Origin of the sequence: Microbaculum marinisediminis, from assembly GCF_025397915.1 — a bacterium.
Taxonomy (GTDB): Bacteria; Pseudomonadota; Alphaproteobacteria; order Rhizobiales; family Tepidamorphaceae; genus Microbaculum; species Microbaculum marinisediminis.
In genome coordinates this window covers 177,843-190,685 of sequence record NZ_JALIDZ010000007.1, presented here as the reverse complement: position 1 = coordinate 190,685, position 12,843 = coordinate 177,843, and the positions used below count along the sequence as shown (strand labels likewise).

At 69.0% G+C, this 12,843-nt stretch carries 12 protein-coding genes; 1 reads left to right on the top strand and 11 read right to left on the bottom strand.

Translation table 11 applies throughout. From position 1 onward, the window contains the following. Positions 1-19: 19 nt before the first annotated feature. Entirely contained in the window at positions 20-652 is a 633-nt protein-coding gene (gene pncA, locus MUB46_RS16375) for a bifunctional nicotinamidase/pyrazinamidase (RefSeq protein WP_261617001.1), read from the top strand. A 31-nt stretch (positions 653-683) separates the two neighbouring features. On the opposite strand, the gene MUB46_RS16370 is transcribed toward pncA, so the two are convergent. The 11 genes from MUB46_RS16370 to MUB46_RS16320 form a co-directional block, all read right to left on the bottom strand. Then, positions 684-1,385, bottom strand: coding sequence for an ABC transporter ATP-binding protein (locus tag MUB46_RS16370; RefSeq protein WP_261617000.1), 702 nt, complete (start codon positions 1,383-1,385; stop codon positions 684-686). 8 nt (positions 1,386-1,393) lie between these two features. Further along, complete coding sequence (locus MUB46_RS16365) at positions 1,394-2,137, bottom strand: ABC transporter ATP-binding protein (protein ID WP_261616999.1); 744 nt, start codon at positions 2,135-2,137, stop codon at positions 1,394-1,396. Further along, positions 2,125-3,090, bottom strand: a complete 966-nt coding sequence (locus MUB46_RS16360) for a branched-chain amino acid ABC transporter permease (RefSeq protein WP_261617131.1) — start codon at positions 3,088-3,090, stop codon at positions 2,125-2,127. Before MUB46_RS16360 ends, MUB46_RS16365 begins: the two co-directional genes overlap by 13 nt. A gap of 23 nt (positions 3,091-3,113) precedes the next feature. After that, positions 3,114-3,995 carry a branched-chain amino acid ABC transporter permease gene (locus MUB46_RS16355; RefSeq protein WP_261616998.1) on the bottom strand — a complete coding sequence of 294 codons (882 nt, stop codon included), beginning with the start codon at positions 3,993-3,995 and terminating at the stop codon, positions 3,114-3,116. Positions 3,996-4,199: 204 nt separating this feature from the next. Further along, the gene (locus MUB46_RS16350; protein ID WP_261616997.1) at positions 4,200-5,516 is read right to left on the bottom strand and encodes an ABC transporter substrate-binding protein; all 1,317 of its coding nucleotides are present in this window, start codon (positions 5,514-5,516) and stop codon (positions 4,200-4,202) included. Between the two features lie 163 nt (positions 5,517-5,679). Beyond that, positions 5,680-6,261: an amino acid synthesis family protein gene (locus MUB46_RS16345; protein ID WP_261616996.1), complete on the bottom strand. Its 582-nt coding sequence runs from the start codon at positions 6,259-6,261 to the stop codon at positions 5,680-5,682. Beyond that, entirely contained in the window at positions 6,258-7,145 is an 888-nt protein-coding gene (locus tag MUB46_RS16340; RefSeq protein ID WP_261616995.1) for a UPF0280 family protein, read from the bottom strand. The genes MUB46_RS16345 and MUB46_RS16340 overlap by 4 nt, the downstream gene beginning before the upstream one ends. A gap of 2 nt (positions 7,146-7,147) precedes the next feature. Next, positions 7,148-7,612 carry a MarR family winged helix-turn-helix transcriptional regulator gene (locus tag MUB46_RS16335; RefSeq protein ID WP_261616994.1) on the bottom strand — a complete coding sequence of 155 codons (465 nt, stop codon included), beginning with the start codon at positions 7,610-7,612 and terminating at the stop codon, positions 7,148-7,150. After that, a complete protein-coding gene (locus MUB46_RS16330) occupies positions 7,612-9,168 on the bottom strand; it encodes a 6-hydroxynicotinate reductase (RefSeq protein ID WP_261617130.1) in 1,557 nt (518 codons plus the stop codon). The genes MUB46_RS16335 and MUB46_RS16330 overlap by 1 nt, the downstream gene beginning before the upstream one ends. Before the next feature lie 32 nt (positions 9,169-9,200). Continuing rightward, the gene (locus MUB46_RS16325; RefSeq protein ID WP_261616993.1) at positions 9,201-11,972 is read right to left on the bottom strand and encodes a molybdopterin-dependent oxidoreductase; all 2,772 of its coding nucleotides are present in this window, start codon (positions 11,970-11,972) and stop codon (positions 9,201-9,203) included. Further along, entirely contained in the window at positions 11,969-12,838 is an 870-nt protein-coding gene (locus MUB46_RS16320) for an FAD binding domain-containing protein (RefSeq protein ID WP_261616992.1), read from the bottom strand. The genes MUB46_RS16325 and MUB46_RS16320 overlap by 4 nt, the downstream gene beginning before the upstream one ends. Positions 12,839-12,843 lie beyond the last annotated feature (5 nt).

The following is a 12,843-nucleotide window of genomic DNA, read 5'->3' as shown; positions in this document are numbered from 1 at the left end:
CGCAAATGCGGAGAGTTCCATGACTGAAGTCACCGACGACCGCGTCCTCATCGTTATCGACGTCCAGAACGATTTCTGCCCCGGCGGAGCGCTGGCCGTGGGCGAAGGTCACGAGGTGGTCCCGGCGATCAACGAGCTGATCCGGCGCTTCGAGCATGTGGTGCTGACCCAGGACTGGCATCCGGAAGGCCACTCCAGCTTCGCCTCCTTCCACGAGGGCAAGGAACCGTTCCACACGGCCGAGATGCACTACGGCGAGCAGACGCTGTGGCCCGACCACTGCGTGCAGGGCACGGCCGGGGCCGACTTCCACCCCGAGCTTGCCTGGGACAAGGCGCAGCTCATCATCCGCAAGGGCTTCCGGCCGGGCGTCGACAGCTACTCGGCGTTCTTCGAGAACGACCGCACGACGCCGACGGGTCTCAACGGCTACCTGCGCGAGCGCGGCCTGACGAAACTCGTCCTCACCGGTCTGGCGACGGACTTCTGCGTCGCCTATTCCGCCCTCGACGCCGCCAGGCTCGGGTTCGACACGACCGTGGTGATGGATGCCTGCCGGGCGATCGACCTGGACGGGTCGCTGGCCGCGGCGGAAGCGCAGATGCGCGAGGCGGGCGTGGTGCTGACAGAGTTCGAGGCGCTGCCGGCTTAAGGCGGCGCGGCCGGCCTGCGACAAGCGGCCCCTAGCGCCCGACACCGACATATTTGTGCACCAGCGACAGATCGCCGTGCAGGGCCTCGACGGCGACGGTGTCGCGGGTGCAGCCGTTCTCGATGAAGGCGACCCGGTCGGCGACCGGCAGAACGGCGTCGACGCGCTGCTCGACCAGGACGATGGCGACGCCCTGTCTGCGCAGCCGGGACACGGAGTCCCGGATCGCGGCGATCATCGAGGGCATCAGCCCCTCGGTCGGCTCGTCGAGCAACAGAACCCTGGGCTCCAGGCACAGCGCGCGGGCCATCGCCAGCATCTGTTGCTCGCCACCGCTCAGGGTTCCCGAGCGCTGCTTCAACCGCTCGCGCAGGACCGGGAACAGGTCGAGCACGCGGTCGCGCGTGTCGCGGCCCTTGTCGCGGGCCATCAGGCCGATCTCCAGGTTCTCGGCGACACTGAGCTCGGCGAACAGGCGGCGGCCCTGCGGCACATAGGCGATGCCCTGCTTCGGCACCCTGTACGCCGGCAGTTCGGTCAACTCGACGCCGTCGAGCGCGATCGATCCGGATCGCGGCTTCACCAGCCCCATGATCGCCTTCAGCGCCGTGGTCTTGCCGGCGCCGTTGCGGCCGAGCATGCAGAGCACCTCGCCGGCGTCGACGCTCAGCGAGAGGTCGCGCAGGATGTGGACGTCGCCGTACCAGGCATTGATGTCCTTCACCTCGAGCATCGCCGGCCTCACGTCCCCAGATAGGCGCGCTGGACGGCTTCGTCGGCGCGGACCTCGTCCGGCGTGCCCTCCGACAGGATGGTGCCGTTGTTCATGACGGTGATGCGGCTCGCCAGGTCCATGACGACGTCCATGTTGTGCTCGATCAGGAGCACGGTCGCGTCCTTCGCAATCTCGCGGACGAGATCGCAGAAGCCGGCGATCTCGGCATCGGACAGGCCTTGCGTCGGCTCGTCGAGGATCAGGAGCTTCGGGCTGAGCGCCAGCCCCATCGCCACTTCGAGCAGCCGCTGGTGGCCGTAGGAGAGCGCCGAGGCCCTGGTGTCGTGGCGTTCGGTCAGGCCGACGCGATCGAGCGCGTCGGCGACGCGCGCGGCCATCTCGCGCTCGTCGAGCCAGAGGCCGGAGCCTCCCGTCCGCTGCATGCTGTTCTGGACGGCGAGCGCGACATTGTCGAAGACGGTCAGGTTGCCGAAGATCGAGGTGATCTGGAACGTGTAGGCGATGCCGAGGCCGACCCGCCTGAACGCCGGCAGGGCGGAGATGTCGCGCCCCTCGAAGGCGATGCGGCCCGCCGTCGGCAGGACGCGGCCGCAGATCAGGCTGACGAAGGTGGTCTTGCCGGCGCCGTTCGGGCCGATGATCGCGCGGATCTCGCCGGCGTCGAGGCTGAAGCTGACGCCGTCGACGGCGCGCAGGCCATCGAAATAGCGGCACAGCCCCTCCGTGCGAAGCAGCGTCACGGCAGCCATGGCAGCCTCTTTTCGCGCAGGGTGCCGAGCAGGCCCTTGGGGAACCAGACGACCAGGCCGAGCAGGGCGACGCCGACCACCAGCATATAGGCGGAGGTGTAGCCGCTGGCGAAATCGACCAGGTAGAACATCAGCAGCGTGCCGACGAGCGGGCCGAGCACGGTGCCGACGCCGCCGAGCAGGACCCATAGAAGCGGCAGGATCGAATACTGGATCGAGGCGAAGGTGGCGCCGACATAGGCGAACATCAGGCCGTAGGCGGCACCGGCCGTCGCGGCGAAGGTGCCGGAGACCACGAGCGCGAACAGCTTGGCGCGGAACGTGTCGTAGCCGAGCATACGGGCGCGCTCCTCGTTCTCGCGGATGGCGACGAGAACGCGGCCCATCGGCGAGCGCACAAGCGCCAGGCTCAGCAGCACGGCGACCGCGAGCAGCCCGAGCGCCAGGTTGTAGCGCACCGTCGCGCTGGTCAGGTCCAGGGTCAGGCCGAACAGGTGAGCGGTGCGGATATCGCCGGTCAGCACGATGCCCTCGTCGCCGCGGGTGAACGCGCCGAAATAGAGCACGATCAGGTAGCCGGCCTGGGCGAACATCATGGTGACGATCATGAAGGCGACACCGGTAGTGCGCAGCGCGATCAGGCCGATCCCGGCCGAGAGGACGAGGCCCGAGACGATGCCGGCGACGAAGGCCGCCGGGACGCCAAAGGACAGGTAGGTCGCCGTCAGCCCGGCGCCGTAGAGGCCGGCGGCGAAGAACATGGCGTGGCCGAGACTCAGCAGGCCGGTGTAGCCGAACAGGATGTTGTAGCCGACCGCGTAGACCGCGAGCACCATGACGCGGGCAAGGCTCAGGTGCTGATAGTCGCCGACCACGAACTGGACGAGGAACAGCGCCGCGATCACGGCGAGGTGCAGCAGCACCGCGCGGTCGCCAACGCGCGACCGCGACATCGTGCGCGCCTCCAGGCCCGCGCTCATCGCGACGTCCTCCCGAACAGTCCCTGCGGCCGAACGACGAGAACGAGGGCGACGAGCAGGGTGGCGAGGATCTTGGCCAGCGTCGGCGAGAAGAACACCGAGATGATGCCGTCGCTGAGGCCGATGATGATCGCGGCGACCACCGTGCCGAGGATCGAGCCCAGCCCGCCGATGATGACGACGATGAACGACAGCAGCAGCGGATCGCCGCCCATCAGGTAGTGCGCCTGCTGGATCGGCACGATCAGCACGGCGGCGGTGGCGGCCAGCATGGCGCCGATGGCGAAGACCACCGCGTAGACCCTGTCGACGGGAATGCCGAAGGCCTGCGCGGTCTCGCGGTCGTACTGGGTGGCGCGCATGACGAGGCCGAGGCGGGTCTTCGTCAGCACGAACCAGGTGGCGATGAGCAGCGCGGCGGAGGCACCGACGACGACGAGCTTGTAGCCGGAATAGCCGAACCAGGGGAACAGGACCCGGAAATGGATAGGCGCCTCGACCGGCCGCGCATCGGCGCCGTAGAAGGTCAGCGCGAGCTGCTGGATGATGTAGAGGATGCCGATGGTGGCGACGATGGTCGCCTCCGGATCGTAGTCGATGCGCCTCAGCACCGTGCGCTCGCACACGAGCGCGACGGCGCCGACGATGAGCGGGCTGAGGACCAGCGCGGCGAGAAAGCCGACCGCCGGGTGACCGGCAACCATGCTGGCGATCCACCAGGCCAGCACCGCGCCGAGCATGAAGAACTCGCCGTGCGCGACGTTGACGATGCGCATGACGCCGAACACCAGCGACAGGCCGAGCGCGGTGAGCGCCAGCACCGCGGCGGTGACGGTTCCCTCCAGAACGGCGAGAAACAGGTAGGGTCCGAAATCCAAGGGCGGTCTCTTTCAGACTGGAAACGCGCGATCATGGCCGTATCGCGACGGACGACTGACGTCTCTCCGCTCATTCCCGCGAAGGCGGGACTCTAGGGCCACTTGCTCCGCGCTTGCCGCTTCCGGATTCCCGCCTTCGCGGGAATGAGTGGGAGACGGAGAGGCCGGAAATTCCGGCCCCTCCGGTGCAAAGAGGATCCCGTCCTACAACGGCATCTTGGTGTAGTCGGTGTCGTTCTCGTACATGCCGTCCTCGATCGAGGTGCGGTGCACGACGTCGAGCCTGGCGTTGGCCACCTGCGAGATGTTCTGGTGCCCGAATACCTGGTGCATCTTGCCGTTGAACACCTTGTCGCCCTGCGGGTGCTGATTGCTCCACGGGATATCGGTGATCGCCTCGGTCGCCTCGACCAGCGCGGCCTTGTCCTTCGGCCCCTTGTAGCCCGATGCCTCAACCGCCTGCTTGATGGTGTAGAGCGTCTCCCAGCAGCCGAACATGTGCGAGTAGGTCGAGATGTCCTTGGGATCGTTGACCGACGCACCATCGTCGTTGACGCCGACCGCCTGGCGATAGTGCTTGTCGTACGGCGTCTGGTCGGGCTGTGCATAGCGCGGGTAGCCTTCCCAGAAGTAGGTGCCTTCCAGGAATTCGAGACCCGGGCTCGCCAGCGGCACGGCCTCGAGCGAGTCGATGAAGCCGAAGAGCTCCGGACGGTTCGAGCCGAAGTGTTCGCCGAGCTCCTTGACGAAGGTGAGCACGCCCGGACCGACCATGACGTGATAGAGCACCTCGGTGGAGGACGGGATCTTCGGGAAGTACTTGGTGTAGGACGTCTCCGTCGGCGGGATCGGGATAAGCTCGACGATCTCGCCGCCCTGCTTCTTCATCGCCTCGGAGAAATAGTCGCGGTGATCGTGGCCGAACGCGTAGTCCGGGTAGATCATCGTCACCTTCTTGCCGAGGTTGCCGGCGACCCACGGGGCCATCGACATCACCTGCGAGCGCACGTCGGTGATACCGGGCTGGAAGGTGTAGCGGTTCAGGGCGCCCGAGGCGACGTGGTAGCCCTCGGAGACGACGTAATAGGGAAGCTTCAGCTCGCCGGCGCGCGGGGCCGAGCCCATGACGACGTGCGAGAACAGGGTGCCGAAGGCGATATCGACGCCGTGCTGGGTCGCGAACTTCTCGACCATCTCGGCGCCGCGCTTGGGATCGGTGCCGTCATCCTCTGCGACGATCTCGATCTGCCGGCCGGCGATGCCGCCATTGGCGTTGATCTCGGCGACGCAGGCGTTGACGACGCGCTCGTACCAGCGCCCGTAGGCGGCGCCGATGCCGGTGCGGTGGACCTGGAATCCGAGCTTCAGGGGTTCGGAGGTCTGCGCCTGGACGTACCGCACGGCGCCCGGCGCGACCTGCGCGGCGGCGGCCGCGGCGCCGGTCGCCGCGAAGCCCTTGAGGGCCGAGCGACGGGTGATGCCGCTGGACGGGGGGGTCGTATTCTTCTTCGAATCACTCATGGTGCCATTCCCTCTGTTTTGGCCGATCCACCGGCTCTTTCCTGTCCGGATCGGATCGGTCCCGTGCGGAACCATTCGAATACGAGCAGATTATCACTTTTTTCGGAAGCCGCTCTCTCCCTGCCTCTCTCGTGGTCCGGTCCGGCCGGCGCATCGCTCCTCCTCAGCGCTGACCGTCCCATTTCGAAATTTCCGATGCCTGGAGGCCGCCGACGCGGGCATGCGGGCGACCGCCGGTCGCCATGACCAGCACGAACATCATCTCGTCGGGACGCGGGGCGTCGGCGACCGTCACGGTGATGGCGTCGAAATGGCTGCGTACGTAGCAGGCGTCCTTGTGGTGGATCGGGATGTCGATCCCCGCGCCCATGGCGCCGAGCTTCGCGGTGGACGGGACGATCGCGAGAGCCTGGCCGAGCAGTTCGCGCATCGCGTAGCCGCCGGGCACGTGCCACAGCGCCCCGTGCTCGATCTCGCCGTCGACACCGACGAGCGCCCCCTTGCCATAGGCCTCGACCCTGCCGACGTCGCCACCGATCGCGGCGACCAATCGCCTGGAACACTCGAGGCCCATCGGCTTCAGGTCATCCATAAAGCGTTCGATGTCGGGTTCGTATCGGCCGGCAAAGGGGTTGGCGATGACGCAGGCAATCCATCCCCTGCGCAGCGGATCGGCGAGCGGCGGGCCTCCGTCGTGCCAGATGTCCTCGACCCCGGTGACGATCTTGCGGACGTCGACGCTCATGCGGCTCTCCCCTGAATTGCTCTTAGATGGCCCTCGTTCAACGCGATTGCCTCGCCGCGCAGCATCAGCGCCGCGTCGACGATCAGGCCTCGGGTCCGATAGTCGCGCGCACGGGCAAGTCCGCTTTCGAGCGCGGCACGGATCGCCGCGCGCGGTAGATCGCCGACCGCGACCGTGACCAGCCGGTCGCCGAGATCGCTGTCGGGATCGAGTTCGCAGGCCGGCAGGCGTTGAACCGCCGGATGATCCAGATCGACGGCATTGGCGATCAGCGTCGCGGCGACATCGGCGCCGGCCGCGTCCCGGGCGAGCACAGTGACGGAATCGGCGATGCCCAGCGAACGCGAACGGCCGTGGGCGCCGGAGGTGGCGATACCGCCGACGCCATCGCCGGCGCCGATCCGCACGACGCCGTTCACGCCCGGCAGGATGCCGCGCCCGAAGTCGCCGGCGACGCCGACGTCGAGCGTCGTGGCGCCATCGGTGCCGGGCGCGCAATGAACGGCGATGTCACCGCCGTCATTGACGAAGGCGCGGGTCAGCGGCGCCGCACCCAGCATCGTCGCCAGCAGCTCGTCGGCGACGGAGCCGGCGACGGCGGCCATCGGCGTGACGAAGGTCCCTGCGTACGGCGCACATGCCACCTGCATGCGCCGGCCGACCGGACTCGCAGGCGTCGGCCCGTCACCGAGCGGCGCGCGCAGAACCGGCAACTCGCCGCAGAGTTCGGGAAGGATCTCGGGAAAGCGCGCCGCCACCGCGCGATAGGCCGCGCCGATGTCGTCCGGCGCGCCCCAGGCCCGCAGGACCACATCGATCGGCCCGTGCGAAAGATGCAACCGACCGCCCGCCAGATTTTGGATTCGAGCGGTGTCGGCCAGCATGGTCAGCTCCCTATCCGGCTCAACAGGTCGAGGAGCTTCCTGGATTCCTCCTCGGTGAGGGGGGCCAGCGTCTCGCGCGAGACCTCGGCGGCCACCGCCTTCATCCGATCGATCGCCTCGCGGCCGGTTTCGGTCAGTTCCAACATGACGAGGCGGGCATCGTTCGGGTCCGTCGACTGGACGACATAGCCCTGCTTGAGCAGGCGACTGACGACGCCCCAGATCGTCGCCGGGTCCATCGCCGTCAGCCGGCCGAGCTCGTTCTGGGAAACGCGGCCGACATCGTCGAGCTTGGCGAGCGCGGCGAACTGGGTCGGCGTCACCTTGAACTCGCCCATGACGGAATTGAAGATCTGGGTGGCGCGCTGGTGCGCGCGGCGCAGTACGTAGCCGATCTGCGGCTCGAGCCTGTAGCCTGCCGGGTCGTGACGGCTACGCTGTGCGGCGGTCTCGTTGGCGGCGGCCATCACCCGGCTCCTCCGGTCCCGGTTCCCCCGGTTTTTTTACCACCCGTTTTTGTGCCCCCCGACTTCGTTCCGGCGCCTTGCTGGAACGGCCACGGGTTGCCGCCGTGCCAGGCCTCGACACGCGCCTCCGGCGCGACGGCGCGCAGGATGTCGTCGATGGAGACGGCATCGGACGCGTGGCCGCCGAGGATCTCGTAGAGCGCGGCGGGCAGCGTGAACTCGATCGGCGCGACGATCGCCGGCGTCGGCACGTAGCCGAACGAGCCCTTCGGCATGTGCGTCACGTCGGCCATGACAGTGATGCCGCCGCCGGGCCACAGATAGACCGGCGCGCCGCCCATGGTGACGCGCGTCTCGCCGGCGGCCACCGAGCGGGTCAGCAGCACCGGGTTCTCGGTCACGCCGGCGCGCAGCGATCCACCGGCACCGGCCATGAACACGACGGAGCACAGCGACGGCTCGCAGTTCTCGCCGATCCGGTCGACGACGGCGCGCACCGCGGACGGCATCTCGGCGGGCACCGGAACGAGGTTTTCGTCGAGCACGCAGTAGAGCGCGTCCTCGCCGGTGGTCGAGGTCATCAGCAGGCGCAGACCGGGCCAGGCCGTTGCCGGATCGATCTTCGCTATGATCTCGAGCGGCTCGGTGATGTCGGTGCCGCCCCAGCCGAGTCCGGGCTGGGCGACCTGGAAATAACGGCCGGGCGTCGAGCGGCGGCCACGCACACGGATACCGGAGGCGGGCATCTGCAGCACCTTGCCGGCCTGATGTTCGGTGAGGACGCCGGTGATGTGGTCGTCGACGACGATCACCTCGTCGACATGGCCGAGCCATTGCCTGGCGAAGATGCCGACGGCGGCGGAGCCGCAGCCGACGCGCATGCGCTCTTCCGGATGACCATCAACGATCGGAGCATGCCCGGCCTGGACTACGACCTCGTGGCCGCCGTCGATCGACAGCGTCACCGGATCGCCGGCGCACAGATCCATCAGCGCGCGGCAGGTGACGTTGCCTTCCTTCTTGGACCCGCCAGTGAGATGGCGGACGCCGCCGATGGACAGCATCTGCGAGCCGTATTCGGCCGTCGTCACGTGGCCGATCTGCTCGCCGTTCGCGCGCACCGGGGCCGTCTCCGGGCCGAGGTGGCGGTCGGTGTCGATCTTCACCTTGACGCCGCAGTAGCTGAAGATGCCCTCGGTGACGACGGTGACCGTGTCGACGCCGTCATGCTCCGCGGCGACGATGAAGGGCGCCGGCTTGTAGTCGGGATAGGTGGTGCCGGAGCCGACACCGGTGACGAAGGTGCGCTCGGGGTCGAGCAGCTTGCCGTCCCAACCGGCGTCGGCGAAGGGCACGAGATTGCCGCCCGCCTCGACGGCCTTCTCCAGCAGCAGCACCGGATCGACGCGGACGAGGTGGCCGTCTTCGTTGGCGTAGCGGTCGCAGGCGCCGGCGCGCCCCGGCTTGATGCGGCACAGCACCGGGCAGGCGTCGCAGCGGATGACGCCGCCCTCCTCCGCGGCACCGAACTGCTTCGAGCGGGCCTCGGCGGACAACCGGTCGGTCGCGGGGCTTTTGTCGATCGTCGTCACGCGGCGCCCTCCTTCTCGCGCAGCGCTTGCCACAGGCGGTGCGGCAGCACCGGCACCCGGCGGATCGTGACACCCGTGGCGTGGCGGATCGCGCCGAGGATCGCCGGCGGCGTGGCGATCAGCGCGGGCTCGCCGACGCCCTTCGCGCCGTAGGGCCCGGTCGGCTCGGCGTCCTCGATCAGGTAGGTCTTGATCGGCGGAATGTCGCCGACCGTCGGGATCAGGTAGTCGTGCAGGTTCTCGGTGCGGCCGGGAATGTATTCCTCCATCAGGGCTAGGCCGAGCCCCTGGGCGATGCCGCCGTGGATCTGCCCCTCGGTCAGCGTCGGGTTGATGGCGCGGCCGACGTCATGGGCGGCGACGATTTCGATCACCGTCACCGTTCCCAGGCGTAGGTCGACCTCGACCTCGGCCATCTGCGCGGCGAAACCGTAGGTGCCGTACGGGCTACCCTGCCCGTTCTCGTCGAGCGGGGTCGCCGGCGGGTCCCAGGTCCCCAGGCCTTCGAGCACGGTGCCCTCGGTATCGGCGTCGAGGGCGGAGAGGTCGATGACGTGCGACGCCTGTCCGTCGGCAATGGTGACCCTGTCGCCACGAAGGCTAAGCACCGCGTCGTCGCCAGCATTGACGAGCTTGAGGATCCTGGCGCGCAGATCCTCGCCGGCAAGGCGCGCGGCATTGCCGGAAACGTAGGTCTGCCGGGACGCCGACGTCTTGCCGGCGTCGTGGGTGAGATCGGTGTCGCCGACCACCATGTCGAAACAGCCGGTCGGAAGGCCGAGCCCGTCGGCGGCCATCTGCAGCAGCACCGTCGAAGAGCCCTGGCCGATGTCGACGGCGCCGTTGAAGAAGGTCAGCCGCCCATCGCGACCCAGCGTGATGCGCATCGTCGACGGGTTCGCGACGGAGGTGTTGCCGCAGCCATACCACATGCAGCCGATGCCGACGCCGCGGCGCCTGCGACCGTCGCCGCCGGCGTTGAACTCGGCGACGCGCGTCAGCGCCGCGTCCCAGTCCGGCTTAAGGGCGTCCAGGCATTCGGGCAGGCCGGCGGACGCATGCAGCGTCTGGCCGGACGGTGTCGTGTCGCCGTTGCCGATGGCATTGATGCGTCGGATCTGCCAGCGGTCGATGCCAAGCGTCTCGGCCAGATCGTCGATCAGGGTCTCGTGGGCGATCGCCGCCTGCGGGATGCCGAAGCCGCGGAAGGCGCCGGAGGGCGTCTCGTTGGTGTAGATCGCGCGGGCGTTGTTCAGGACGTTGGGCACCGTGTAGGGGCCGGTGCCGTGGACCGGCACGCGGCCGGCGACCGTCGGGCCCCAGGACGCGTAGGCGCCGGTGTTGAAGTCGCCTTCGAGTTCGTAGGTCAGCAAGCGGCCGTCGCCGTCGGCGGAGGCGCGCGCCCAAAGGCTGGAGGGATGGCGCTTCGGCGTCGAGGCCATCGACTCGGTGCGGGTATAGACGACGCGAACCGGCCTGCCGGTCACCCGCGCGGCGACCGCCAGCAGCGGCTGCACCGAGACATCGAGCTTGCCGCCGAAACCGCCGCCGCAGGCGGTCGGCCTGATGCGGACCTTCGCGGCGTCGACGCCGAGGACGCGGGCCGTCTCCTCCAGGTCCATGTAGGGGGCCTGCGTGCAGACGGTGACTTCCACGCGGTCGCCGACGGCGACGGCGAAGCCGGCTTCCGGCTCGATATAGGCGTGCTCGACAAAGGCCGTCTCGAAACGGCCCTCGGCGACGGCCGCCGCGGCCGGTCGCGCCGCATCGACATCGCCGCACCTGAGCCTGCCGGCGGCGAGCTCGTTGTCGGGCCTGTCGGCGTGCACCGCGGCGGCGCCGGCGGCGCGCGCCTGCTCGACGCCGACGATCGGCGTTTCCACCGACCACGCGATCGGCAGGTCCGCGTCGCTCAGGGAGTCGACGGCGTCCCTGGTGCCGACCAGCGCCAGGACCGCCTCGCCGCGGAAGCGGACACGGCCCTCGGCGAAGACCGGCTGGTCACGGGTGTGCGGGAAGATGCCGAAGCGGTTATCGCCGGGCACATCCTTGTGGGTCAGGATCGCTTCGAGGCCCGGCGTCGCGGCGACGACCGCATCGAGATCGCCGATCGTGAAGGTCGCCCGTGCGTGCGGCGAGCGGACGACGCGCATCCACAAGGCGTCGGCTGGCGCTTCATCAGCGCCGAACCGGTCGGTGCCGGCAACCTTGGCCCAGCCATCGACGCGGGCGATGCGGGCACCGACGGCGTTTCCGCCCGCGGCCGTCGGCGTCTCGAGAACCCGGCCTTCGGCGACGTCCATGATCGCATCGACGATCTTCAGGTACCCGGTGCAGCGGCAGAGCACGCCGCCGAGCGCGTCCTCGACCTCGGCGCGCGCGGTACCGGGGTTGCGGGCGAGATGATCGGTCGCCGCCATCAGCATGCCCGGGGTGCAGATCCCGCACTGGGCGGCGCCGTGCACCAGGAACGCCTTGCGCAGCTTGTCGGTGAGACCGTCCGGTCCGGGGCCTTCGACCGTCTCGATAACCGCGCCTTCGGCCTGCCCGGTCGCGACGAGGCAGGCGCAGACCTGCTCGCCGTCCAGACGAACGGTGCAGGCACCGCAATCGCCGGCGTCGCAGCCGATCTTCGTGCCCGTCAGACCCAGCCTGTCGCGCAGCGTGCTGGCCAGGCTCGCGAACGGATCGGCGGACACGGTCACGGCGTCGCCGTTGACGCTGAAGCGGATCGCTGTCGTTGCCGTCTGCGCCTTGTCGAGCATCATGCCGCACTCCGCCGGCCGGTGCCGGTCACTTGCCACAGGGCGTCACGAACCGCATCGATGGCGGCGGCCGCGCGAAACGCCGCGGAACCTCGCACATCGTCGATGGGCGCCAGTCCCGTAACCAGGTCCGCCGAAACGAGATCGGGCGCGGCGACGAGCGGCCGGCCGACGAGAGCCGTCTCCAACGCCGCCAGCCGTTGCGCGACCGCCGAGCAGGCGCCGACCGCGACGCGGGCGTGGGTGACGATGCCGTCCTCGTCGGCGGCGAGGACTGCGGCGACCATGACGATCGAGATGACGAGATAGCGCCGGGCGCCGAGCTTGACGAAGGCGCCGCGGGCGCCCGCCGGGGGATGCGGCACGATTATCGCCGTGACGATCTCGTCGGACCCGCAGACCGTGTGCCGGTAGCCGTCGATGAACTCGGCCATCGGCACGGTGCGGCGGCCGCGCGGCGAAGCGATCTCGATCCCGGCGTCGAGGCTGAGCAGGCAGGGGATGCCGTCGCCGGCGGGAGAGGCGGTGCAGATGTTGCCGACCAGCGTGCCGCGGTTCTGCACCTGCGCGCCGCCGACATCGCGGGAAGCCGCCCGATACCCGGCGAAGGCGTCGGGCAGATCGGCGCCACGCAACCGGGACCAGGTCGCAAGCGCGCCGAAACGCAGGCCATCGGCGGTCTGTTCCAATCCCCTCAGCTCTTCGATCGCGGAAATGTCGAGGATATCGTCGCGCCGCATATCGCCCCAGGCGACACGGTTCGCGCGCGCAGGATAGACATCGGTGCCGCCGGCCAGGATCGTCACCGGCCCGTTCGCGCGGATCTCCAGTGCTTCGTCGAGGGTCACAGGTCGGAAATAGGCCGCCATTCCGC

Coding starts and splice junctions, on each gene's coding strand:
- MUB46_RS16360 (WP_261617131.1), bottom strand. CDS start 3,090: ATGTCGCGGTCGCGCGTTGGCGACCGCGCGGTGCTGCTGCACCTCGCC.
- MUB46_RS16365 (WP_261616999.1), bottom strand. CDS start 2,137: ATGGCTGCCGTGACGCTGCTTCGCACGGAGGGGCTGTGCCGCTATTTC.
- MUB46_RS16340 (WP_261616995.1), bottom strand. CDS start 7,145: ATGCTGGCCGACACCGCTCGAATCCAAAATCTGGCGGGCGGTCGGTTG.
- MUB46_RS16345 (WP_261616996.1), bottom strand. CDS start 6,261: ATGAGCGTCGACGTCCGCAAGATCGTCACCGGGGTCGAGGACATCTGG.
- MUB46_RS16335 (WP_261616994.1), bottom strand. CDS start 7,612: ATGGCCGCCGCCAACGAGACCGCCGCACAGCGTAGCCGTCACGACCCG.
- MUB46_RS16325 (WP_261616993.1), bottom strand. CDS start 11,972: ATGATGCTCGACAAGGCGCAGACGGCAACGACAGCGATCCGCTTCAGC.
- MUB46_RS16350 (WP_261616997.1), bottom strand. CDS start 5,516: ATGAGTGATTCGAAGAAGAATACGACCCCCCCGTCCAGCGGCATCACC.
- pncA (WP_261617001.1), top strand. CDS start 20: ATGACTGAAGTCACCGACGACCGCGTCCTCATCGTTATCGACGTCCAG.
- MUB46_RS16320 (WP_261616992.1), bottom strand. CDS start 12,838: ATGGCGGCCTATTTCCGACCTGTGACCCTCGACGAAGCACTGGAGATC.
- MUB46_RS16370 (WP_261617000.1), bottom strand. CDS start 1,385: ATGCTCGAGGTGAAGGACATCAATGCCTGGTACGGCGACGTCCACATC.